Source organism: Mycobacterium sp. IDUB_37, assembly GCF_055419245.1.
In genome coordinates, this window is record NZ_JBVAXG010000008.1 from 24,591 (window position 1) to 47,410 (window position 22,820).

Annotated in this window: 20 protein-coding genes; 9 read left to right on the forward strand and 11 right to left on the reverse strand. The window is 64.2% G+C overall.

The window, feature by feature from the left end:
* Nucleotides 1-25 precede the first annotated feature (25 nt).
* The gene (locus ACZY1I_RS23670; RefSeq protein ID WP_463758029.1) at nucleotides 26-667 is read right to left on the reverse strand and encodes a TetR/AcrR family transcriptional regulator; all 642 of its coding nucleotides are present in this window, start codon (nucleotides 665-667) and stop codon (nucleotides 26-28) included.
* Nucleotides 668-729: 62 nt separating this feature from the next.
* Here ACZY1I_RS23670 and ACZY1I_RS23675 point away from each other — a divergent pair, with 62 nt between their 5' ends.
* The gene (locus ACZY1I_RS23675) at nucleotides 730-2,448 is read left to right on the forward strand and encodes a CocE/NonD family hydrolase (RefSeq protein ID WP_463758031.1); all 1,719 of its coding nucleotides are present in this window, start codon (nucleotides 730-732) and stop codon (nucleotides 2,446-2,448) included.
* A gap of 82 nt (nucleotides 2,449-2,530) precedes the next feature.
* Here the strand turns inward: ACZY1I_RS23675 and ACZY1I_RS23680 are convergent, their stop codons facing one another.
* On the reverse strand, nucleotides 2,531-4,297 hold the full coding sequence (locus ACZY1I_RS23680; RefSeq protein ID WP_463758034.1) for a GNAT family N-acetyltransferase: 1,767 nt from the start codon (nucleotides 4,295-4,297) through the stop codon (nucleotides 2,531-2,533).
* A 90-nt stretch (nucleotides 4,298-4,387) separates the two neighbouring features.
* Here ACZY1I_RS23680 and ACZY1I_RS23685 point away from each other — a divergent pair, with 90 nt between their 5' ends.
* From ACZY1I_RS23685 to ACZY1I_RS23695, 3 genes are all read left to right on the forward strand, one after another.
* On the forward strand, nucleotides 4,388-5,167 hold the full coding sequence (locus tag ACZY1I_RS23685; RefSeq protein ID WP_463758037.1) for an alpha/beta fold hydrolase: 780 nt from the start codon (nucleotides 4,388-4,390) through the stop codon (nucleotides 5,165-5,167).
* Nucleotides 5,168-5,877: 710 nt separating this feature from the next.
* Nucleotides 5,878-6,558, forward strand: coding sequence for a GAF and ANTAR domain-containing protein (locus tag ACZY1I_RS23690; RefSeq protein ID WP_463758040.1), 681 nt, complete (start codon nucleotides 5,878-5,880; stop codon nucleotides 6,556-6,558).
* A gap of 263 nt (nucleotides 6,559-6,821) precedes the next feature.
* Nucleotides 6,822-7,583: a GAF and ANTAR domain-containing protein gene (locus ACZY1I_RS23695; protein WP_463758042.1), complete on the forward strand. Its 762-nt coding sequence runs from the start codon at nucleotides 6,822-6,824 to the stop codon at nucleotides 7,581-7,583.
* 62 nt (nucleotides 7,584-7,645) lie between these two features.
* Here ACZY1I_RS23695 and ACZY1I_RS23700 read toward each other — a convergent pair whose 3' ends face one another.
* The 3 genes from ACZY1I_RS23700 to msrA all read right to left on the reverse strand — a co-directional run bounded on the left by ACZY1I_RS23700 (nucleotide 7,646) and on the right by msrA (nucleotide 12,359).
* A complete protein-coding gene (locus ACZY1I_RS23700) occupies nucleotides 7,646-8,506 on the reverse strand; it encodes an ANTAR domain-containing protein (RefSeq protein WP_463758044.1) in 861 nt (286 codons plus the stop codon).
* Between the two features lie 248 nt (nucleotides 8,507-8,754).
* On the reverse strand, nucleotides 8,755-11,355 hold the full coding sequence (locus ACZY1I_RS23705) for a PE family protein (RefSeq protein WP_463758046.1): 2,601 nt from the start codon (nucleotides 11,353-11,355) through the stop codon (nucleotides 8,755-8,757).
* Nucleotides 11,356-11,750: 395 nt separating this feature from the next.
* Nucleotides 11,751-12,359, reverse strand: coding sequence for a peptide-methionine (S)-S-oxide reductase MsrA (gene msrA, locus ACZY1I_RS23710; RefSeq protein ID WP_463758049.1), 609 nt, complete (start codon nucleotides 12,357-12,359; stop codon nucleotides 11,751-11,753).
* Nucleotides 12,360-12,911: 552 nt separating this feature from the next.
* Between msrA and ACZY1I_RS23715 the strand changes: the two genes are divergently transcribed.
* From ACZY1I_RS23715 to ACZY1I_RS23735, 5 genes are all read left to right on the forward strand, one after another.
* The gene (locus ACZY1I_RS23715; protein ID WP_463758053.1) at nucleotides 12,912-13,355 is read left to right on the forward strand and encodes a DUF5990 family protein; all 444 of its coding nucleotides are present in this window, start codon (nucleotides 12,912-12,914) and stop codon (nucleotides 13,353-13,355) included.
* A 580-nt stretch (nucleotides 13,356-13,935) separates the two neighbouring features.
* Entirely contained in the window at nucleotides 13,936-14,355 is a 420-nt protein-coding gene (locus ACZY1I_RS23720; protein WP_463758056.1) for an Hsp20/alpha crystallin family protein, read from the forward strand.
* Between the two features lie 37 nt (nucleotides 14,356-14,392).
* Nucleotides 14,393-14,713: a hypothetical protein gene (locus ACZY1I_RS23725; protein ID WP_463758059.1), complete on the forward strand. Its 321-nt coding sequence runs from the start codon at nucleotides 14,393-14,395 to the stop codon at nucleotides 14,711-14,713.
* 857 nt (nucleotides 14,714-15,570) lie between these two features.
* A complete protein-coding gene (locus ACZY1I_RS23730) occupies nucleotides 15,571-15,939 on the forward strand; it encodes a hypothetical protein (protein ID WP_463758061.1) in 369 nt (122 codons plus the stop codon).
* Nucleotides 15,940-16,686: 747 nt separating this feature from the next.
* The gene (locus tag ACZY1I_RS23735) at nucleotides 16,687-17,322 is read left to right on the forward strand and encodes a C39 family peptidase (protein ID WP_463758064.1); all 636 of its coding nucleotides are present in this window, start codon (nucleotides 16,687-16,689) and stop codon (nucleotides 17,320-17,322) included.
* Between the two features lie 211 nt (nucleotides 17,323-17,533).
* Here ACZY1I_RS23735 and ACZY1I_RS23740 read toward each other — a convergent pair whose 3' ends face one another.
* The 6 genes from ACZY1I_RS23740 to rpsF form a co-directional block, all read right to left on the reverse strand.
* Entirely contained in the window at nucleotides 17,534-17,893 is a 360-nt protein-coding gene (locus tag ACZY1I_RS23740; RefSeq protein ID WP_463758570.1) for a BTAD domain-containing putative transcriptional regulator, read from the reverse strand.
* Between the two features lie 17 nt (nucleotides 17,894-17,910).
* Nucleotides 17,911-20,541 (reverse strand): replicative DNA helicase, encoded by a 2,631-nt coding sequence (gene dnaB, locus ACZY1I_RS23745; protein WP_463758067.1) that lies wholly within the window; start codon nucleotides 20,539-20,541, stop codon nucleotides 17,911-17,913.
* Between the two features lie 550 nt (nucleotides 20,542-21,091).
* On the reverse strand, nucleotides 21,092-21,550 hold the full coding sequence (gene rplI, locus ACZY1I_RS23750; RefSeq protein ID WP_463758069.1) for a 50S ribosomal protein L9: 459 nt from the start codon (nucleotides 21,548-21,550) through the stop codon (nucleotides 21,092-21,094).
* 31 nt (nucleotides 21,551-21,581) lie between these two features.
* Complete coding sequence (gene rpsR / locus ACZY1I_RS23755) at nucleotides 21,582-21,836, reverse strand: 30S ribosomal protein S18 (protein WP_463758072.1); 255 nt, start codon at nucleotides 21,834-21,836, stop codon at nucleotides 21,582-21,584.
* 41 nt (nucleotides 21,837-21,877) lie between these two features.
* Complete coding sequence (locus tag ACZY1I_RS23760; RefSeq protein WP_463758075.1) at nucleotides 21,878-22,399, reverse strand: single-stranded DNA-binding protein; 522 nt, start codon at nucleotides 22,397-22,399, stop codon at nucleotides 21,878-21,880.
* 64 nt (nucleotides 22,400-22,463) lie between these two features.
* On the reverse strand, nucleotides 22,464-22,754 hold the full coding sequence (rpsF, locus tag ACZY1I_RS23765) for a 30S ribosomal protein S6 (RefSeq protein ID WP_463758078.1): 291 nt from the start codon (nucleotides 22,752-22,754) through the stop codon (nucleotides 22,464-22,466).
* Nucleotides 22,755-22,820 lie beyond the last annotated feature (66 nt).

Here is a 22,820-nt window from a genome sequence, read left to right on the forward strand (position 1 = left end):
TCACGAACCAAACGGCGTGTCACGCTCAGGAGGTCAGTACGGCCGCACTCAGGGTTTGCTGCATCCAGACCCCGAACTCATGCAGTGTGTAGCCGCGGTGGTGCACGAGTAGGTCATAGCTTTCGGGACTCGCGATGGCCCAGGCGGTATCGACGGCCTTCTCTATGGCGATTCCGCCGGCGAGCGCGCTGGCCGGGATGTCGCTGAGAATCCGGGAGAACAGCCGGTGACGCAGCATCTGGAGTTCGTGCCAGTCCGCCGCTATCTCGGGATCGACGGCGGCAGCGTCCCGATACAGCTTCCAGCCGGTCGCGGCGCGTTCGGCTACTTCTGTGACGAGAGTCGCGAGTTCTGAAAGCCGTTGCTGGGGTGACAAGCCCGTGAACCGTCGGCTTGCGTCTTCAGGCGATCTGAGGTCACCCGCAATGACGCTTTCCATGTAGCCACGCAGTAGTGCGCGTTTGCTTCCCCACGCCAAATAGAGGGTCTGGACGGAAACGCCAGCGGCCGCCGCGAGTCGGTTGACGGTTGTCCCCGCGTAGCCGTGCGCCGCAAACTCCCCCGCCGCGGCCGTCAGAATTCGATTGCGGGTGTCCAATCGCAGGGCGTCGCCGACCTGTTTCTGCCGACTCCGGCTCATGGATTCCGCAGACCGGGGTGTGTTCATAGACAGCATCCTACTGATGGTTTAGAGTGACGCTCTAATGCATTAGAACGTCACTCAAAACCATGGGAGATCCGCCCGTGCAATCCACCAGCCTCGACCGTCCCTGGCACCGTCCCGGGCGATTTGCCTACGCGCGGACCCGGTGGCGCGCGGCGTTGCACCCGCCGATCACCGTGTATCCGATGCCGGCCGACGTTACGAAGGACGAAGACCTCGAGGTGAGGATGCGCGATGGCGCCGTCTTGCGGCTGAACCTGTTCCGTCCCGCCGGTGCGGGACCGTTTCCGGTGATCCTTTCGGCACACCCCTACGGCAAGGACCGTATCCCCACGAAGAAGCGTCGCGGCTGGTCGCTCAACAAACAGTTCCGAATCATGAACCAGCCCGAACCACTGCAGATCTCCGACCAAACCAGTTGGGAGGCACCAGATCCCGCTTGGTGGGCACCAAAGGGATACGCGGTGATCAACCTGGACACCCGGGGTGGCGGCCGTTCCGACGGGCGCGGCGACCTGCTGTCAGATCAGGAGGCAGACGACATCTGCCAGGTTCTTTCCTGGGTTGCCGAGCAGCCCTGGTCGACAGGCCGCGTCGGGATGCTCGGGGTGTCCTACCTGGCGCTGTCCCAGTACAAAGTCGCCGCACTCAACCCTCCTGCCCTGAAGGCCATCTGCCCGTGGGAAGGGTTCACCGACGCCTACCGCGACTTCTTCACCCCCGGCGGAATCGCCGAAGACGGGTTTGCCCGCATCTGGCTATTCATGACCAAGCGACTTGCTCGGCTCAATACCGACCTCGCCGCCGAGCGCCGCAAGCATCCTCTGCGCGACGCCTGGTGGGATGCCCTGACACCGGATCTGTCCAAGATCAACGTGCCCATGCTGGTATGCACCAGCTTCTCCGACAACAATCTTCACAGCGTCGGATCGATGCGGGCGTTCCAGCGGACCGGCTCGACCGAACGCCACGCCTACGCCCACCGTGGCCCCAAATGGGCAGCGTTCTATGGCGAGCGCGCCCTAGGGGCTCAGCTCGCATTCTTCGACCGGCACCTGCGCGAACGCGACGTCACCCCGCTGCCTCCGATTCGGCTAGAGATCCGGGACCGGGCCGGCCACGTTGTCGAGGTCCGCGACGAGCAGGAATGGCCGCTGGCGCGCACCAATTGGCGTCAATTGAGCCTGCGCGCCGACGGCAGGCTCAGCGATCAGCCAGACGACACCGACAGTGGACACGGCAGTCTCACCTTCGATCTGCGACGCAACGCCGCCGCCTTCGATTACCGGTTTCAGGAAGACACTGAACTCAGTGGCCCCATGACCCTCCGACTGCACGTGAAGGTCACCGGAACCGACGACCCGCGGTTGTTCGTCGGCGTCGAGAAATGGTCAAACGGCGTCCCCATTCCATTCAACGGCTCCTACGGATATGGGCGCGACCGCGTCGCCCAAGGGCGGCTCCGACTGACGCTGCGCGACCTTGACCCCGAACGCAGCAGAACCCACCAGCCCGAACACAGCTTCCGCACCGTGCAACCGGTCCACGACGACGAGCAGATCGAAGTCGTCATACCCCTGAGCTCCTCCGCGACCCTCTTTCGCGCCGGCGACAGCCTTCGCCTCATCATCGCGGGCCGGTACCTGGAACCCCGCAACCCGCTCTTCGGTCACTTTCCCACTCACTACGAGCCCAGCGCCAAGGGGAAAGCGACCATCTCCTGCTGCCGCAATCAACCATCCACGTTGGAAATCCCCGTAATCCCACAACGCCAGTACCTTTAGAACCAAGAGGAAACCAACTATCGAAACAGTATGTGCCGCAACCGATTTCCCACCGGCAAACGCGGACCCCAACGGTCCGCACTCAGATGGCGCATTTCAGCCCGACGTGGGCGGCGTGGTACCCGAGCCGGCTATAGAACGCGCGCGCCCTTTCACGAGCCCCGTCTGTGGTCACCTGCGCCAGCTTTGCCCCGTGAGTTCGTCCGTAGCTGTGTGCCCACTCGACGAGTGCTGTACCTAGACCTTGTGCGCGTTCGGCTTTGGCGACCCGCAATCCCTCGATCTGCAGCCGGGTGGCGCCGCCGCGGGACAGACCGGGAATGATGGTCAATTGCACAGTCGCGACGACCACATCGGAACCGTTCAGGACGACTCCGAGATAGTTGGATCGGTTGCGAACGACGATGTCGTAGGCCGCCTCGTAGCGTTCGAGCTCGGCGCCTTCGCGATCCTGACCGAATTCGTCGTCCGAGAGCAGCGTGGCAATCACCCCCACGTGCTCGCGCGTCGCGCGCTGGACACGGAATGTGCGGCCCGCTACCCGCAGCAGTCCTCGAACCGAGGACTGCGCCAGTGCCTGTAGCCGCGCCACCAACAGGTCCAGCCACGCCCCCACGTTGGTTCGTGCCTCCGCGGTATCGGGGTAGCGGCATCGCAGATGTAGCCCGGACTCGTCCTGGATGAACCAGAGCATGACACCGTCGGTGTGGATGCTCGCGCTCACATATTGGGCGTCGAGTCCGACCGAGTCGATGCGCACCGGAAGTCTGCGTTGGTCCAGCCAGGAAATCGCGAACATGCCTGGCGCCATAGGCATTCCACCCCACGGAGCCAGTACGTCGGCCAGTGGCCAGGAGCCGAGCTGCACTGCTTCTTTGACAGCGGCGGCTGCGGCGTGCGGCTCGGCGACCGCCGACTCCAGGACCGAATTGGTGATGAACCAGCCCACCGAATCGTGCCATTTGTCTTCAAATCGGCTGTGCACGGGGAAGACCGCGCGCAGCGGTGCCCCGGCCAACTCGCGGGTCACCGCAGTCATGGCCGCCACCGCGAGTGCCAGCGTCGAAACACCGTCATTGCGTGCCTGCGCGGCGAACGCTGCGCCGTCATCGACATCGAACACGTCACGCACTTCAACGCGTTCCGGGTGCGGACCGGATTCACCCAACGGCAGTGGGAACCGTGGCATCACCCCACCGCTGTCGCTGATGATTTGTGCCCACCGCGCGCGGACGCGGTCCGGCGCCGCGGGACGGTCCAACAGTGCTCGGGTGTGCACGACAAACGCCGGCGGCGGCTGCAGCGACGACGTTCGTCCAATCCGCGCGTCGGTGAGCATCGACAAGAGGTCCCGGGCAATCACCAGCATCGACCACATGTCCACGTGGGCGTGGTCGGCAGCGATCACCACCGTCAATCCGGCAGCAGTCTCCAACACACATAACCGATGTGAGGGCCGCTGGTATGGCGAGCACATCGCGTTGAGAACCACTCGCAGTGCGTCGTTGACCGCCTGGCCCGGAGTGATCTCATGCTCCACCCACTTGCCTGGGTGAATATCGATCTCATGCAGCTGCGGATCGCCATCCACCCCGGGTGTGAATGCCGTTCGTAGGCTGCCGTGGCGGGCGATCACGGCCAGCCATGCATCTGCCAACGATTGGCGGCTGACCCCAGCCGGCAACCGAATGGACAGAGCCATCCAGGAGCCGGGTCGTGGGCCCGCACCAACGTGTATGCGCTGGTCAAAAGACACCGGGAGCTGCTGGCCGAGGTCAGACACCGACACGTCGTATCCCCAGAGTCGTCCGAAGGGTAGCCGCAGGTGCGCCACGTTGGTCAGTCGCATGGCGGTACCTTAACGCCCCAGATAGCCTGAATGCTCGGTCAGCGCGGTCGGCTCCGAGGCGAGCCGTCCGGTCGTGAAAAGAGTTGCGTGATGTCCACTTTCGTGGTTCCCGGAGCAGAGCTTGCGGTTGAACTGAGCGACGAAGGCGGTCATCCGGTAGTCCAACTGCACGGACTCACCTCGAGCCGCGCGCGTGACCGGGTGCTCAATCTCGATCTCGGCAGGGGACTCAGCGGGACCCGACTGCTGCGGTATGACGCACGCGGCCATGGCAAGTCGACCGGGCGCAAGGTCCCGCAGGATTACCGGTGGCAAAGCCTTGCCGAGGATCTTCTGAAACTGCTCGACAAATGGTTTCCCGGCGAACAGGTACACGGAGTCGGCCCATCCATGGGTGCCGGCACGCTGCTACACGCGGCTGCCCGCGAGCCGGACCGCTTCGCCGGCCTCACACTGATGGTGCCGGCCACCGCGTGGGAAACCCGACCCGCGCAAGCAGTGAACTACCAGGTTGCGGCCGAATTTATCGAAAACGAGGGAGTCGGCGCATTCATCGCGTCGGCGCGTGGGCTGACTCCGCCGCCAGCCACGGTCGGCGCGCCCGAAACAGTTCCCGATGTCGCCGATGCGTTGCTGCCATCACTGTTTCGCGGTGCGGCTCTCAGTGACCTTCCCGCTCGTGAAGCCCTGACCCGAATCGATGTGCCGACGACGATTCTGGCCTGGATCGACGACCTGGCGCATCCGCTGTCGACCGCGGAATCACTTGCTGCACTATTGCCGCAGTCAACGCTCACCGTGGCGCACACCCCGGCCGACGTCGAGACCTGGCCCTTCATCCTGAGCCAAGACGTCGCCCGCAGGGGCTGACTGAACCGTCAGCGGTCAGGCCGTTCCGCATGTCCATTAACCACACGCCGTAATGGCCTGAACGGGGCGCCAGCGTCATGTCATTGCCGTATCAAAATTGAAGTGCCGCGTTTGCGGGTACTCGCTTCGACGGGCGCGGGATGACGAGGGCGCATCCCATTGTGCTGAGCCGACGATCGATCAATCGAAGCTCAGGTGTCATTGGTTCGGGCTCGTCAATGCGGTCGGGTCGCGACGTCGCAGCGATCGGATTCCACTTGACTGACATGGAAGCAATTAACGAGCTGGCCGAGCAGCGCGCGGATAAGGCCAGCCAGCGCGCTGACACGTTGCAGCAGCACTACGAGGATTTGGCCGACCGTCCTGACGCGACGGATCAACAGCTGCAACATGCGAGCCGAGCCGCAGTTGCGGCTAGGGAAAGCGCTACCAGTACCCGTCAAAGCCTTCTCGAACTACTTGAGCGGTCAGCGGCAATTCACCAGCTCGCCGCCGACCATCATGATCACGCCGCCGATGCTGCTCGCGGCTACGCCGCCAGGCTCGGACACGCACACGCAGCTGAGAGACACCGGGCCGCGGCACGTGGCGATCGCAGCACGGTGATTCAACTCAGCCGGCCCCGACCAGTGATCGACAACGCCCTACTCACCCCGGGGTACCCCGGGTCTGTCGCGCAATCCAGTCGTGCCGTAACCAGCGATCTTGCCGTGGCTTTGCGGAATTTGGTGTGCGAGCTGCAGGCCCAGTCTGACGCGGAAGGCAGTTTGCAGACGATCGTGGCAAGTGCAGCCAAGATCGTGCGGGGTGTGCGCTGGGCCGGGGTTTCGTTGATTGAGAACGGGCGGGTTCGCCCGGGCGCGTCGAGCAGCGCACTGGTCGCCGAACTGGAGTTGCTGCAGTCTGAACTGAACGAGGGCCCATGCATGAGTGGGCTGCTGGGTGAACACAGCAGCGTGCTGGTCGCTGACATGCAAACAGCACCGGACTGGCCGCGGTTTGCCCGAGCGGCGCACGAGCGTGGGGTGGGTAGCCTGCTTTCGATTCCACTACTCGTGCACGACCGGAAACAAGGAGCCCTGAACCTCTACGCCGCAGAACCCAACGCACTCGACGACAATTCCGTCGCCCTCGGCGAAATTCTTGCCCGGCATGCCTGCGTGGCGTTGCAAGCTGCCGCATCGCTGCGCCATTTCGAAGACGCATTAACCAATCGCGATGTCATCGGCCAAGCCCAAGGGCTACTGATGCAGCACAATAACCTCACCGCACTGGATGCAGTTCAGCTGATGATGCGCGCCGCTGAGCAGACCAGCATGACGATCGCCGACTTTGCACGCTGGCTCATTCAACAACACGAACAGCAAATTGCGCACATTCGCAAACCCTGAACCCGACGTCACCCGATGGCGGTCGGGCGCGATGACGCAAAACAACCGAACTGGCCGCGACGCCGGGCAGCGGCGCCTGGAACGAACTGAACGCCCTGACTCGAGTCGAAGTCAGCCAGACCACCGGAATGATGATGGCGCAAATGCATATCGGTGCGCCGGAGACATTCAGCAGCGCCGTCTACGACTGGAACCCAACTGATGCGCTACGACCGCCCCGCCGCCGACTGCGGGACGGCCCGGCGCGGGGAAGGACACCCGATATGAGCGACACAACCCGAGAAACGCGGGTCCTAGCCGCGGTCGTCTCGCTGGTCGATAGTTTGCTCGCTGACTTCGATGTCGTGGAGCTGCTCACCGACTTGACTGAACGCTGTATCAAGCTGCTCGACGTCGCAGCAGCGGGCTTGCTGCTCGCCGACCCGGGCCAGCACCTGCACCTGATGGCCGCAACTTCCGGACGGTCCCGCGAGTTGGAGCTGTTCCAACTCCAAACCGACGAAGGTCCCTGTCTGGACTGCTACTCCACCGGCCAACCCGTCACCGTGGCTGATCTCTCCCAGCAACAGCACCGGTGGCCGCAATTCGTCCCCGCCGCGACCGAAGCCGGGTACGGGTCCGTGCACGCAGTCCCCATGCGCGCCGCCGGCACCGTGCTAGGGGCGCTGGGATTGTTCGGAACCCACGCCGGTGACCTTGACAAAGCTGACCTGCTGGTCGCCCAGACCCTCGCGCATGTCGCGTGTGTGGCGATCCTGCAAGAGCACGCCCCCACCCCAACCACGGTCCAACCCCATCTGCACGCAGCGCTGACCAGTCGGATCGTGGTCGAGCAGGCGAAAGGCTACCTGCGAGAATACTTCGACATCCCCGTCGAGGACGCCTTCGCCATGCTGCGCCACCACGCACATTCGTCTGGCCTGCATCTCACTGGAATAGCCCGCGACCTGATCAGCGTTCCGGAAGCCCGAGAGGACATCCTGGCGGCACTGGCCAACATCACCACTGCGGATCCAGAGGCCTGAAGGACGGCGACGCTCTCAGCGCCCTGCTGCGGATACGCCTCGTGCCGGCAGTGGTGCAGGGTTCAGGCGTCGGACTCGAGTTCTCCCCAGAGCAGTTCGATCGTTGTTTGCTGTCGCGCCACGGTGGCTCGGAGTAGTTCGATCTCCTCAACCTGGGTGGCTAGTCGACGGCGCAGGGCGGTGGTGTCACGGCCGGAGGCGGGTAACTGGGCGGGAGGCGCGATCTCACCCTGTTGCCGGGAGTACAGATTCTTGAGGAGGTCTGTGATGATCGTTCGCTGCCCCGCGATGACGTCCCAGAGGTCTTCACCAGTACCGCGGTCGGCGGTCGGGGACGGATCGTCCATTGGTGCGTCGGTGGCTCCGTTGATGGCGGCGGCGACTCCAATGGGGGTTTCGTCGTGCGGATAGTCTCCCCGCTCGGTCGGCAGTGTCGGTGTGCTGTCGGAGCGGATCGTGCGCACCGCACCATGCTTGACCGGGACGATCACATCGTGGCTGTCGCCGCCGCGGCGCAACAGGCGACTCAGTGTGTCCGAGTCATCTGATTGAGGTGGTAATGCCGAATTTCTCTGCGGCCCGTCTGCATCGATACGAAGGTGTGCGGTCAGCAGAATGTGGTCGATATCGGACGGAGTCGGGAGCGTGTTCGCCCGGACGAGGGTGAGTAATTCGATGCCGATCCGCTCGGTCAGCGAATGCAGTTGGACGCTGGTCCGTTGAGAGCGCCACGTCAATATCTCGAAGGCTTTTGACTCGTCGATAGCGTAGAGCAGCATCAGCATGCCTTTTGTCTGCTCTAAAGCTGACCGGCGCTGGACGAAGCTGACTCCGTCGGGCGACCCGTCTGGGTGGGCCGGTCGGCGAAGTGTCCGGCCATCGATTATTCGATCAGCGTCACTAGATCGGTGCACGGCGACCACATTCCGATGTCTCTGGATATCCGTGAATCCGTACCCCTGCCGCGGAGTAGCTCTGCTGCGCTCGGCAACCAGGCCTGTCAGGCGTACGGAGCCGCAACGTTTCAAGACTAGTCGTTAGCGATCTACTGAGCATTCTCACGGTGCAGCACCGGGGGCCACGCGCGAGCCGGGCCTCCGGCACCTGGCCGATCCAAGCCCGAATTATTCGCGACCTGAACGACCTTTGTTAACAACAGTGCGGCCCCCCGCTAAACGCCGCCAGCGCCGCCCTGCCCAGAAGTACCGCCAGTTCCACCAGATGTACCGACCGGCGAACCACCGGTGCCGCCGCTGCCGCCAGCCTGGCCTGCCCCGCCCTTGGAGCCGATGCCGCCAGTACCGCCAGCGCCGCCGTCACCCCCCGCAGAGCCCGAACCACTGGTGCTACCCGAACCGCCGCCGCCGCCCATCCCACCGGTACCACCCACGCCTCCGGTGCCCCCGGAAAGTCCGGACCCGGCCACGGCTTTGCCGCCAGTGCCGCCGTGCCCGCCTAGGCCGCCCGTGCCACCGTTGCCACCGACGCTGCCGGTACCGGTGGCACTGCCTCCGGTGCCGCCGGTGCCGCCCGCACCACCTGCTTGACCGGTTCCTCCGCCCGCCTTGCCGGTATTGCCATCGGCGCCGGTGCCGCCGTTGCCGCCGTTGCCGCCAGTTCCGCCGGCACCCGCGGTGTGGCCGATCCCGGCCTGGCCGGCGTTGCCGCCGTTTCCGCCATTGCCGCCGCTCGGGGCGGTGCCGGTGGTCGCAGTATTGGGGAAAGCGTTCCCGCCGTTTCCGCCATCGCCGCCGTCGCCCGCGCGGCCACCCGTGCCGGAATCGACGCTGGCGGTGCCGCCGTTGCCGCCCGTCCCGCCATTTCCGCCGTTCTTGAGACCGTCGAGCACGCCGCCACCACGACCGCCGTCGCCGCCGGTGTGCGGGCTGGCGCCGCCGTTGCCGCCAGCACCGCCGTTTCCGCTGTTGCTGTTGGCACCGCTGATCCAGCCGTAGCCGCCGCTGCCGCCGTGTCCGCCGATCGTTCCACCGGTGCCGCCGTCGCCTCCGGTGCCGCCGTTACCCCCGGGTGCGCCGTTGAGGATCTGCGCGCCGGAGCCGGGTTGCGTTGCGGCGCCGCCGTAGCTGCCGTTTCCGCCGCTGCCGCCGGCACCGCCGACGGTTGTGCCGGCGCCGCCGGTACCGCCGTTGCCGCCGGTGCCGCCGGCAGCGCTGGTGTTGCTCTGCCCGCCGAGGCCGCCGTCGCCACCATTTCCGCCGCTACCGCCGATGTAGCCGTCTCCGCCGACCCCGCCGTTACCTCCGGTTCCGCCGGTGGCTTTGGTGGTGCTGCCGAAGATGATGTTGGAATCGCCGCCGGTCCCACCGTTGCCGCCGCTGCCGCCCGTGCCACTAACGCCGCCGGAGCCGCCCGTGCCGCCGCCACCACCCGTGCCGCCCGCGGCGGTGGTGCTGTCGCCTCCGCGACCGCCGTTGCCGCCCGAGCCACCGGTGCCGTAGCTGCCGGCATTGCCGCCGTCCGTCCCGGCGCCGCCGGCTCCAGCGACGCCGCCGTCGCCGCCTTTGCCACCCGTACCGCCTCCCGTGGTGCCGGCAATCCCGTCGCCGCCAGTGCCGCCGTCACCGCCGGTTCCCCCGTTGCCGCCGCCGACGCCGCCGACACCGGCGCCACCCACGCCCCCCTGACCGCCGGCACCACCGGCAAAGCCGGTCCCGAACGCTTGGCCGGCCGCGCCGACGCCGCCTGCTCCACCGGTACCGCCGGTGCCACCCGTGCCGCCGAGACCGGCCGCGCCCGCATGTCCGCCGGCCCCGAACATTCCGCCGGATCCGCCGGCGCCGCCGACGCCGGCAGCACCACCGGCGCCTCCGGTCGCGCCGTTGCCGCCAAGTCCCGCACCGGAAGTGCCATCTCCGCCGACGCCGCCTGCTCCGCCGTAACCCCCGGCGCCGCCGGTTCCGCCGCTACTGAACAGCGCGGAGCTGCTGCCCCCGACTCCGCCCGCCCCACCTATACCGCCTGCGAAGCCCGCACTACCGATTGCGCCGTCGGCACCCGTTCCGCCGACTCCCCCGGCTCCGCCGGCACCCGCGGCTCCGAACAACACGGCTCTGTTGGCGCCGCCGATGCCACCGGTCCCGCCCGCGCCGGCACCGAGCAGCGACGTGCCGGTTCCTCCGGCGCCACCGATTCCGCCAGCACCGCCGATGCCGCCGAGGAATCCACCAGCGCCGCCCGCTCCACCGGTACCACCGATGAGGCCCGCAGCGCCGGTGCCGCCGGTACCACCGATCCCGCCATTGCCGTACAGGCCGGCGGCCCCGCCCGCTCCGCCGGTACCGCCGCCGGCTGTGCCCGACCCGCCGTGGCCGCCGTTTCCTACAAGGAATCCGCCGGCCCCGCCGGCCTGCCCGGTGCCCGCCGCGCCGTCGGTGCCGTTGCCGATCAGCGGACGCCCGAACAGCGCGTTGGTCGGCGCATTGATCACTCCCAGGACGCCCTGCTCCAAAATTTGTAGGGGCGACACGTTCGCGGCTTCGGCGATCGAATATGCGGCCGTACCCGATGTCATGGTCTGTACGAAGCGCTCGTGAAACTGCGCCGCCTGCGCACTGACCGCCTGGTATTGCTGCGCGTAGGTGCCGAACAGTCCCGAGATCGCTGCTGACACTTCATCTTCCGCAGCAGCCGCGATCTGCGTCGTGGAGCTCGCTGCGGCGCTATTCGCCCCGCGAACCGCTGAGCCGATTCCGGTCAACTGCTGCGACGCGGCGGCCAAAGCCTCTGGTGTAGCAAAGACAAAGGAGGACATCCGCGACTCCGATCGGGATTCTCGGAGAGTCTTCAAGCTCTCCGCGCGGATATTGACGCTACCCCTAACGGGCCAACCCAGGACACCCGTTTCGCCAACTCAGTGCATATATTTCGTTCATAGACCATCTGTGAACGAAGGCTACCTACCAGTGGCGACTGCGGACGCCACAGTGTTTAGGTGCATGTCACTCATTAGACACGCAGCTAATAATGTGTGAAGTACTTGCGCTTGCCCTGTGAGGTGCCTAGCGGGCGATCAAGATGTCGGCTGGGCCTCTGACGAACTGCCCTGACGTCGGGAGGTCGCCTCGTGGTGTGTGTAGTGACATTGCCTGTGCCCGCGGTTGTCTGTGCGGCGTCAACCACGACACGAAAGCCTCCCAGCAGCAGCTATTAGCTGTGGTACAACGCCGGGAACAACTGCTTGAGGCCGTCCAGCTTGGGAAGGTCGTTCGCCACGATGTAGGCATTCGTCGGATTCGAGTTAAAGAAGTTCTGGTGGTACGCCTCGGCGGGAAAGAACTGCGCCGTGGGCGGTACGACGGTCGTGACAATAGGGCCGGGGAAAACAGCAGCCTGGCCCAGTTGATCGATGTACGACTGCGCGACTCGCTGCTGAGTCGCGTTCTGCGCGAAGATTGCGGATCTGTACTGAGCGCCCTCGTCTGGGCCCTGACGATTCAGCTCGGTGGGGTCCTGCACAACCGAGAAGTAGACCTGCAAGAGTTGTCCGTAACTCACCTGCGTCGGGTCGTATGTGATGCGTACGGATTCGGCGTGCCCGGTAGAACCGCTGCTGACGGTCTCGTAGTTGGCGGTCGCGCGGTCTCCGCCGGCGTAGCCAGACTCAGCCTGACTCACTCCTTTAACATGCGCGAACACTCCCTGCACACCCCAGAAGCAGCCGCCGGCCAGAACCGCCGTCTCAAGTCCGGGAACCTTTGGTTCATCGACACTCGGCGCCGGAATCGCAATCGCCGCCGCACTACTGCGGGGCTGCATGAGGAGATTCAAGCCTCCGAACATCGTCATGGCGAAAACAATTACGCCTGTCAGGAGCACCGCCCGACGCGGGTTCACAACTCGCATATCCCCTCCAACCGCTGAGCACCAAGTCTGCAGCAAATCCCGAACTACCGCTAACGAACCGGATCTCGCACTCCTGATCTACTGCCGTCGTGCCCCACTCAAGCTCAAGTTTCCGGTCCACGCTGACCAACCGCGGCGGCCCGCGGGGCTGCCGAACTTCAACGCGGTCGGGCACTCACCTTCATGCGAGAACTGATGCACGACGTCACCACCGCAGGTGTCGAGCATTTCCGTTGTCGGCGTGTCGATTCCATGATTCAGAGATCCCCGATTAGCCACAATTGGGACTGCCCCGAGCCCCGTCGACTCACGGGGTGTGAATTTCAGGCTGCTATTGCGACTGGTGTATGGACTAAGTGTCGAGCTGTAACGAAGATTGAGAAGACACGCCCGGCTACGCGGTCAATCGGGTCACCCACGGCCGTCATGCCGAGAATGCTCCGGCACGCGGACGATGATGGACCCGTGCGAATTCGGATCGAAGGAACGCAGCTGCCCGGACGCAACTGCGGCGCTGCCGACAAATTCCCCGGCTACTCGAACATCCACGTGGCTGTGCAACGCAAGAATCGCCCAGCCGAGCTGCTGGATCTTTATCCGGGCGACGCGGCCAAAGCAACATGGACGCTCGACTGCGAGGTTGACGGCGCCGACGTGCGAGGGCCCTACATCCAGGGGCCGCCGGGCGGACGCTTCATCTATTTGAGCTGGGGCGCTATCGACCACACCGGGTTCTTCAACATGTTTCGCCGCGCCAAGCTGATGCTCGCCGACGTGCCCGCTGACATCCTGCAGTCAGCCGCCAGATCGGGTCTTCTGGTCGGCCGCCTCGGGCTTACCGACGCCAAAGGGCATCCCCGCTGCGCCCGGGTGAGGCCTCAGCAGATCCGGTGGACCTCAGTCGAGTAGCAGGCCGCTGATCCACCGCTAGACGTCGGCGGCTTGACCATGGCGCGATACCTGGAAGGAACGGGCCTGATAATGCTCGGTCTTGCCCAACACGGCATGGGGAATTTCGACTTCGCACTCGGTGTCACCGTGCCAGCTGAGCCGTACCACCGCCGGGACATGTTGTGCACGAACAGGATTGATGAAGTGATCGCGGATGCCTTCGCAATGGTCCCAACCTTGAATCGCTCCGGAAAGGGGCTATCCGGCGTGGAGGGTCTACGCCGCGTGCAAGCCCATGACTCCTCCAGGCATGCCCGAGGGAATTGCTGAATACCCCTGCGAGACAGAACATCTCGAATGAGAGGTTGTCAGTGGCAGCGAGAAGACTACGTCGCCGCCGCCTGTAGGGTCACAACGCCCTTGCCTGGCGTGGCCGGGGGTTCGTAGCGCGGGATGGGTCATATCTATCCGGCTAAGTACAGGAAATCATCACCGAACGCTTGTCACCAAGCCTATTCAGTGATATACCAAATCTATGCCTCTTGGCATAGATGACATGTAGTACTAGCACCAGATTGGAGAGTTGGAGGTGGCGACCATGCTAATGCGAACTGATCCGTTCCGTGATCTCGATCGCTTCACCCAGCAGGTTTCAGGGACCGCGGCGCGTCCGGCGGTGATGCCGATGGATGCCTGGCGCGAGGGCGAGGAATTCGTCGTCGAGTTCGATCTGCCCGGCATCAACGCCGAATCGTTGGACCTCGACATCGAACGCAACGTAGTGACCGTGCGCGCTGAGCGTCCTGACGTCGATCCCGGCCGAGAGATGCTGGCTACCGAACGTCCCCGGGGGATCTTCAGCCGGCAGTTGGTGCTCGGTGACAACCTCGACACCGAAAGGATCGCCGCCACCTACGACGGCGGTGTTCTGCAGCTGCGGATCCCGGTGGCCGAGAAGGCAAAACCCCGCAAGATCACCGTCGGTCACCGCAACGGACGCCGGCTCGCCAACGCCTGACCGGCCGCAGGGTGCGGGCACAGAGGGGGTAGCGACGATGACACACCTCGAGATGATGGCGGCGCCGGTGCACGACCACACCGTCGACACCGCCCAGCACATGGTGTCTCTCGATCCCGACGTTGTCGCGCTGTTCGCGGAGGTCGACGCCATCCTGTGCGCCGCACTCACACCCGCCCGCACCCTGCCGGCGCCACCAGCGACCGGATGCGCCCTCATCGGGCCCCGGTCGGCTGGTCGGTCTTACCTCGCCTCAGGGCGCCCGCACCAACCACCAGTGCGGACCATGCGAGCTGTGCAACGCAGCCCCCCGCCGCCGCCAAGGGGCCCGGCGATCACTAGATCCACAATTTTCTGACGGAAGGAGGTGATGGCGTCACCGCAGACCGCCGCGCAGCCCGCCCACCCCGGCCACCAATGGGTGCACAACCCACCTCACTCTTCCCTCCTACGGTGGGACGCGCCAATGCCTAACGGGCAACTCCGGCCGGGGGCGGGCCGCCACGGCAACTCACAGCTGACCACAGCCCGTAGGTTCTGCGCGAGAACCCTTTTCGGCGTCGGCAGCTACCAGGGAACCCGTCGCGGGAATGACACCGGCCGCGGATCGTCCGTGGGGTGTGTATCTTTCTGTCGGCCGTGGGGATCGATAAGTCGGGGCCGCGTTTCGCGCCGTGCGAATCGCGGGCAACGTCAAGGTCGAGTTCAACAAAGAGCCCGCCAATCCCAGCGAGTCAAGGGAGCGGATGATCGAAGGGCGAATGCGCCGACGTCGCGGCCTTGCTTCAACAGTTGAAGAACCTCGATCGGCAGTCACACGCGTATCGCAAGCAGCGAGATCTCATCGTGCAGCGCTGCCTGCCGTTCGCCGACATATTGCGTGTCGATACAGCGGCCGAGGTGAAAGCGACGGCGACCTCCTCCAGGTAGCTCGGCTGGGTCTAGTCAATGCAGTTCCTCGCTACGACATCGACAACGGTTCAGAATCCGGCTCTTCCGCCGTTCCCACCATCATGGGTAGGTCCGCCGCCACTTCCTCGACCACAGATGGGCCGACAAAGTGCCACGCCGCATCAAGGACCTACACCCAGCCGGACTGAGCCCCGACCGCGACCTCGCTGCGACTTCAGCGCCGCTTCGCTTGCATAGGTCTCTCGCGAACGGCGTCGGTTAGTTGGCGGCCTTGGAAATTCTGCAAGGTCTAGCGTGGGCGGAGTGGGTTTGTTCAGTCATGAGGAGTTCCGGGACCCGGCCGACGGCGTTGGTGGCGGCGCTAGTGGTGGGGTTGTTGAACGAGCTCGGGGTGCTGAGGTGGACGAGTACGGGGTGGATGAAGCTGTGGTGGTCGGTCCGGGGTTGCCGCCTGAGGATGGTTCGTGCGGTCAGTTCGCTGTGCAGTTTCACGTGTCTACGTCAATGCTGTTCGGGCTGAAACGTATTGCGGATATGCGTGGGGTGAGCGTGCCGGAGGTATGCCGGCAGGTGATCGGTGTGTTTGTTGCCCAGCAGGAGGGTGAGCTGGGTGCATTGCTTGCTGCCGAGGCCGACGCGGCTGATTACCGGCCCAGTTTGGGTCAGGCGTAGTCGCGCCCGCCGCAGGGGCGCCGCCTGGACCTGCTCATTGCTCCAATGAGGTCCGGCCACCTCCTAATAGCCTTGGCGCTAAAAAGCTCCAAAATCCGGTAGCCACCCGGGCCGACCTTGCACGTCACGTTCCCCTCGGTGCCCGGGCCGGGACACGTGCCCAAGGCATACCCGATTGGTGTGCAGGGCCGGGGAACAAATAGGAGGAAATGGCATGGAATTTGGCTCAGGTGCAGCCTAGATTGACCGACACACTGACAAGTCTCTGCGGCCGCTGGCGCGCGAAGTCGACGCTAACAGGAACAACGCGCTGATCCCCCGCCCTGCCTGCTTGGTCTTGTTTAACAACGAAGTGCGCTTTGTCAATCTTCGTTGCATCTCGACAGAGGAGGAGGAGAGGTGTAGGTTATCACGTTCGACTGCATTTGACGGTGGGCTTGATCTGCGAGTTCCCGATTTGTCTCACGGCCGCTGCACTGGTGTTTGTCTCACGAACCACTGCATTTCCTAGACGCCTTCTCATGACCACTGGTACTGCTGCACCTAGCGGACTCTCAAATGCCGCGGGCATAGCCAGCGCTAAGACACCAACCGGGCAAGGTGTCCGAGGGCATTCCGGCTGGCACCTGGGGGTAACGGTGGAGCGCTGACGATGATCAGCTCGTAGAAGGCGGGGAGCCTGAGGCGCAAGAATTTCGCAGGGATTTCCCAAAGGTCTGGTTAGTGGGTCAGTCGATCCTTTACATCATGACAACTAAGACATCAAAACAGTTGGGGCTGGCAGGCGCGCTGCTAACGCTGGCTACCGGATCAGTACTAGCCTTTCCTGCCGCGGCCCAGGCTGATCCGAGCAGCGGTGCCGGCCGTATGTATGGCGACCCAGCAGCGGCAGCACCATTCTGGCGCCGCCAAGCCGACAACAGGGCCTGCGCATTGGTCGCGGTGGCCGATGTGGTTGGTGAAATCACCGGCACAGAGCCCACCGAGGACGAGGTCAAAGCGGTGGCTGCGAACACCCCGAACTCGGCTGGGACCGGACCGATCTTCAACGGCAATGGCACCGACCCTTGGGACGTCGCGGTTCTGCTGGGGCACTATGGTATTCCGACCAACAGGGGCCAGTTCACCATTGGGACGCTGGCACCGGAGTTGGGTGCGGGCCACAAAGTGCTCGCCGCGGTCAACGGCGAGACTCTGTGGAATCAGCCTGGCGACCATGCCCACGAAGACCACTTCGTCGTCGTCACGGGCATCGATACCGCCGCAAATGTGGTGCACCTCAACGACCCGGGCGTCGACTTGGGCCGTGACGAGGTGGTTCCTTTCGCGGTCTTCGAAGCGTCGTGGGCCACCGGCGCCCACTTTGCCGTCATAGCCAAGTGACGGGTGCCCGTCAGCCCTAAGCCTCAACCCGTGGATCTACTCCGGTGAGGTGTCTCGGGACTAATTCTTGCTGCGCTAGTTCTAAACAGTTGCCAGCCTCGTATCGCGATCAACCTCGTTTGACTGATACCGCAGGTCAACGTCGATATTGCGGGTCGAACCGCAGAAATCCACGGATGCCGATAGACGGTCACGGATAGGCCTCAGCTGCCTACGGAGCAGAGGGGCCGTTCGTTGGAATCGCGTCGGGGCACCTCGACACCTCCGCAAAGACGCGGTCACCGGCGGCGGCAGTACGGCGACGAGGCGCTGACGTCGAAAGCGCCCCCGGGTTGTCCAAGTGATGCAGCCCATATACGGCATGTACCCAGATCGGTTCGCGATAGGGGTGTTCGTATCCAAGCTTCTCAAGCTCACCGGTGCTGGTATTAGCGCGTCCGCATGCAATTTCGGCTTCTGCTCTTGCAGTTTGAATTAGTAGCCTGCTTTCCGCCAGCGCAGTGGCCCACGGTTCGACGAAGTCAAAACGCGCGCAGAGCCTGAAGCATAGGGCCGCGCCGGAGGAGGACAGAACTGTGGTGGAGCGCGTTACCTAGCCATATTGGTGAATCGTGACAAGTGCAGCTGATGTGCCACGGTCACAGTCTTCGTCGGGCCGTTGCGGTGCTTGGCCAGAATGAAGTCGGCTTCTCCCCCGCGCGGGTCGTCACGGTCGAACGCATCCGGACGATTCAGCAGAATCACCATGTCGGCATCCTGCTCCAGCGATCCAGACTCGCGGAGGTCGGACAGCATCGGCTTCTTGTCGGTGCGCTGCTCGGGGCCACGGTTGAGCTGGCTGATAGCCACCACTGGAACCTCGAGCTCCTTGGCGAGCAGCTTGAGATGCCTGGAGAACTCTGACACCTCGATCTGTCGCGACTCGACCTTCTTGCCGGAGCTCATCAGCTGCAGATAGTCGACGACGACCAGCTTCAGGTTCGCCTTCTGCCGCAACCGCCGCGCCTTGGCCCGGATCTCCATCATGGTCAGGTTCGGCGAATCGTCGATATACAGCGGCGCCTCGCTGATCTCGCTCATGCGTCGCGCCAGCCGGGTCCAGTCGTCGTCGTTCATCCGCCCCGAACGCATGTCGCCAAGCTTGATCTTGGCCTCGGCCGACAGCAGCCGCATCACGATCTCGGTCTTGCTCATTTCCAGGGAGAAGATGACGCTGGCCATCCGGTGCTTGATCGAGCAGGACCGCATGAAATCCAAACCCAGGGTGGAGTTGTGGGTGGGAATCATGGCCTCGCTGGCCAAGTACATGTGGCTGTCGTTGTCCACTTCGACACAGCGGACAGGAACTGTCTCGATCCGGCGGACGTTCACGATGAACCGTGATTCAGAGCGAATGGTACCGACCTTGGCCCGACGTTCCTTGTGCACCATGGCCTTTCGCTCCAACCCGAATACGACGTCGTCGGTCGAGAAGGTCAGGGTGTAAGCGATACTCGACGAATCGCGGCGACCACGGACACGCTTGGTCGTGGTCTGGCAGCGATAACCCAGGCTGACGATCAATTCGGTTGCGTCGCAAGCCAGCCGGTGGTTGGTTACCGAAAATTGAACGGAACCGCCCGCTGTCACCGTCCCGTCGGTGTCGAGCAAGCCGGCGAGCAGAGCGCGCCGCTGCGCCTCGGACCCCCTGAGGTATTCCGACGGAATGTGCTTGTTGCCGAGCACCCCGAGTGTTCGCAGTCGGGCCTGCAATGTCCCCACCGCTGAATGGCAGCTCTGGCATAACCGCAGCCCGGCCGAAGATCCCCCGCAACGCACGCAGGATGGACTCGGCACCGGAGCAGAGACGAATCGTGCCCGGCCGCCGCAGGAGCGGCCACATGTCCGCACCTGACTGGTTTGGGGTACGAACGACTTGCCACACACCGCACACTGGCGGCTGGCCCGCTCAACATTGATCGGTAGCCGCAGCTGGTAGCGATATCGGGCGGACGCCGACGGAATAGCGTCGACACCTTCCGCCTCGATTCGCATGACGATTTCAGGGTCGGCCGTGGTGATCTGGGCTGCGGCTGTGGTGCCGTCCCCGAGCCAGGCGCCAAGCGTGTATGCCGGTACCAAGAACTCGCGAGTCGGTAGTTCGAGTGCCCGCGTATTGACCACGCTGTGATTCAGCCGCCGGTCCTTTGTGTCGCAACGCAGGCTTCCGGCAATCTGGCCCGTCGTCCGCACAGCCGCGAAAGTGCGCTGATTCTTGTACCGGTTATAGCCCGATGCCGCAGCTTGCGCGGACTTCCGGGATGCGCGCGTTTCGGTCAGCCATTGATGCTCTGCGTCGGCAACGATCACCGTCCCGTCCGAGAACTCCACTTCGAAGCATGGCCGTCCCAGCATCACCTCGGTGGCTGCTACCACTCGCGTCGGATGCCCGTCCGGGCCCATCAACTCGTCACCAACCGAAACGTCACCCATCGTCGTCCAGCCGGTCGGCGTCGCCAGCAGCGTTTTCAACCCCAGCGCCTTGCCAACGCCAGGCCTGGCCGCGACGATGATCATCTGCCCCGGGTGCAGCCCGTTGGTCACCTCGTCGAGTTCGGTGAAGCCGGTCGGCACACCCCGAGAGATCCCGCCGTTGGAGGCGATGGCGTCAATCTCGTCCATCGTCGGCTGCAGCAGATCCTCGAGAGGAACAAAGTCCTCCGACGTCCGGCGATCGGCGACCTCATAGATCTCCGCCTGGGCGCGGTCGACGATCTCGGCGACATCGGCCCCGTCAGCGCCGGCGTAGCCGTACTGCACCACCCGCGTACCGGCCTCGACGAGTCGGCGCAGCAGCGCCTTCTCCGAGACGATGGTGGCGTAGTAGCCCGCGTTGGCGGCCGTCGGCACGGTGGAGATCAAGGTGTGCAGATACGGCGCACCACCGATGCGGCGCAGCATCCCACGGCGGTCCAACTCGGCGGCCACGGTTACCGCGTCAGCCGGCTCGCCGCGCCCGTAGAGGTCCAGGATCGCGTCGTACACGTTCTGGTGGGCCGGACGGTAGAAGTCGCCGGGACGCAGTCGCTCGAGGACGTCGGCGATGGCGTCCTTGCTCAGCAGCATCCCGCCCAGCACCGACTGCTCGGCGACAAGGTCCTGCGGAGGCTGGCGACCGTAGTCCTCACTAGGCGGTGGACCATCCATCCCCGGGTGCATCCGGTCATCAACGACCGCCATGAAGACTCACCTCCCCTGACTTGCTTCCGAACATACATTCGACCTCTGACATCGAGGCCGCAAGTCGAGGCACCGGCACCCTGTCCCCAATCCGGCGCATCATCCATGCGCCGCGATGACCGTAAGCGTTGCTGGCGGGTACTCCAAGGGGGACTGTTCATGAAGCTGTGCATCAAATGTGCATATCCGCTGATGGCTGTGTTGAGATGGTTGTGGAGAACCTGTGGATCACTGCTTCGTAATGGGACATCACCGCTGCTGAGCACGGTATAACGCCCAACAACACATGTGGACAAGAATCCACTCGGCGTGTCGGCGCAGGTTATCGTGTCGGGCGTGTTGGTTTTCGGCCAGATTTTCAGTGCGTAAATAGCCGGTTACAGGGCCTTCGCGCAAACCCCGCAAATTTTGTTCGCCAGCACTTAACCCGCGCGTGACCTGATCAGTGTTTCAGCCCACCGTGATCGCAGGAACTTCCGCACACAGTCAGCAAAGCCGAAAACCCGGCGTGGCCCTTATGGGCCACACCGGGTGGGTAAAGCGTGGTGAGTTAGCTCTGGCCGACAACCTCGAGGCTGACCTCGACATCGATCTCGGGGTGCAGGTGAACAACCACCGGATGGGTGCCAATTGCCTTGATGTGGGCCTTCGGCAGTCGGACGATCCGCTTGTCGAGGTTCGGGCCGCCGGCCTTCTTGATGGCCGCCACGACGTCACCGGCGGTCACCGAGCCGAACAGCTTGCCGCTGTCGGACGCGGTCTTCACCGGCAGCGAGACCGAACCCAGCGCCTGGATGGCGGTCTTGATCTCGTTGGCGTGCTCACGGTCGCGGACCGTCTTGGTGTCGCGGGCTCGGCGGATGTCGTCGGCCGCGCGCTGCGCGCCGCGTGAGGCGACGATCGCCAGCCCGCGAGGCAGCAGGAAGTTGCGGCCGTATCCATCCTTGACCTCGACAGTGTCGCCGACGGAACCGAGGTGGTCGACGTCAGCCGTCAGAATCAGCTTCATCGTGTAAGTACTTTCGTTGGGCGCGCAGTGATCAGCGCGTCGAGGAGGTGAAGGGCAGCAGTGCAACCTCACGGGCGTTCTTCACCGCGACCGCGATGTCCCGTTGGTGCTGCACGCAGTTGCCGGTGACCCGGCGGGCCCGGATCTTGCCGCGCTCACTGATGTAGGTGCGCAACAGCGAGGTGTCCTTGTAGTCGATGTTCTGCCCCTTCTTGGCGCAGAAAACGCATTTACGGGCCTTGATCGGCTTCTCCGGAGCCGGGCGCCGCTTGGTGGACTTGGCCATGTGTGTCTTTCTTCCGTTCTTGTGCTCTGAAGTTCGTTAGGTCAGAAGGGCGGTTCGTCGTCGCCGCCGGCGAATGAACCCGATGCCGGGGCGCTGCCCCACGGGTCCTCGCCAGATCCGCTGGGCTGCTGCGCCGGAGGTGCCTGGCGAGACCCGCCGCCACCGCCGAAGCCGCCACCACCGCCACCGCCACCACTGCGACTGGCCTTGTTGACCTTGGCAGTGGCGTAGCGCAGCGAGGGTCCGATCTCGTCGACCTCGACCTCGACCACGGTGCGCTTTTCGCCTTCGCGGGTTTCGTAGGAACGCTGCTTGAGCCGCCCGGTGACGATCACCCGCGACCCTCGGGTCAGGCTCTCGGCCACATTCTCGGCGGCTTCGCGCCAGATGTTGCAGCGCAGGAACAACGCATCGGCGTCCTTCCACTCCCCGCTCTGACGGTCATAGATCCGCGGAGTGGAAGCCACGGTGAAATTCGCGACCGCGGCACCCGACGGAGTGAACCGCAATTCGGGATCCGCGGTCAGGTTTCCGACGACAGTGATAGTCGTGTCACCAGCCATTATTTCCTCCTGGGTCCGCCTGATGTGTTGTGGTGAGCGTAGGCAACAGCTCCGACAGGGGTGGCTAGTGCTTGTCGGTGCGCATCACCTTGGTGCGCAACACCGACTCGTTCAGGCTCAGCTGACGGTCCAGCTCGGACACTGTCGCGGGTGCGGCCTTCAGGTCCACCACCACATAGATGCCTTCAGCGTGCTTGGCGATTTCGTACGCCAGCCGGCGCTTACCCCAAATGTCGACCTTCACGATCGATCCACCGTCTTTGCGAACAACGTTCAAGAACGTTTCCAGGGACGGGGCAACAGTGCGTTCGTCGAGCGTGGGGTCGAGAATGACCATGATTTCGTATGGACGCATAGGGACCTCATCACCTCCTCTGGTCTTAGCGGCCGCGGCGATTCCACGGCAGGAGAGTCGCCTGCG

Excerpts from the sequence above, each read along its gene's own strand:
- ACZY1I_RS23670 (WP_463758029.1), bottom strand. The coding sequence starts at position 667 with ATGAACACACCCCGGTCTGCGGAATCCATGAGCCGGAGTCGGCAGAAA.
- msrA (WP_463758049.1), bottom strand. The coding sequence starts at position 12,359 with ATGCAGCCCCGCAGTAGTGCGGCGGCGATTGCGATTCCGGCGCCGAGT.
- ACZY1I_RS23680 (WP_463758034.1), bottom strand. The coding sequence starts at position 4,297 with ATGCGACTGACCAACGTGGCGCACCTGCGGCTACCCTTCGGACGACTC.
- ACZY1I_RS23705 (WP_463758046.1), bottom strand. The coding sequence starts at position 11,355 with ATGTCCTCCTTTGTCTTTGCTACACCAGAGGCTTTGGCCGCCGCGTCG.
- ACZY1I_RS23760 (WP_463758075.1), bottom strand. The coding sequence starts at position 22,399 with ATGGCTGGTGACACGACTATCACTGTCGTCGGAAACCTGACCGCGGAT.
- rpsF (WP_463758078.1), bottom strand. The coding sequence starts at position 22,754 with ATGCGTCCATACGAAATCATGGTCATTCTCGACCCCACGCTCGACGAA.
- ACZY1I_RS23720 (WP_463758056.1), top strand. The coding sequence starts at position 13,936 with ATGCTAATGCGAACTGATCCGTTCCGTGATCTCGATCGCTTCACCCAG.
- ACZY1I_RS23735 (WP_463758064.1), top strand. The coding sequence starts at position 16,687 with ATGACAACTAAGACATCAAAACAGTTGGGGCTGGCAGGCGCGCTGCTA.
- dnaB (WP_463758067.1), bottom strand. The coding sequence starts at position 20,541 with ATGGCGGTCGTTGATGACCGGATGCACCCGGGGATGGATGGTCCACCG.
- ACZY1I_RS23695 (WP_463758042.1), top strand. The coding sequence starts at position 6,822 with ATGAGCGACACAACCCGAGAAACGCGGGTCCTAGCCGCGGTCGTCTCG.
- ACZY1I_RS23685 (WP_463758037.1), top strand. The coding sequence starts at position 4,388 with ATGTCCACTTTCGTGGTTCCCGGAGCAGAGCTTGCGGTTGAACTGAGC.
- rplI (WP_463758069.1), bottom strand. The coding sequence starts at position 21,550 with ATGAAGCTGATTCTGACGGCTGACGTCGACCACCTCGGTTCCGTCGGC.
- ACZY1I_RS23675 (WP_463758031.1), top strand. The coding sequence starts at position 730 with ATGGGAGATCCGCCCGTGCAATCCACCAGCCTCGACCGTCCCTGGCAC.
- ACZY1I_RS23725 (WP_463758059.1), top strand. The coding sequence starts at position 14,393 with ATGACACACCTCGAGATGATGGCGGCGCCGGTGCACGACCACACCGTC.
- rpsR (WP_463758072.1), bottom strand. The coding sequence starts at position 21,836 with ATGGCCAAGTCCACCAAGCGGCGCCCGGCTCCGGAGAAGCCGATCAAG.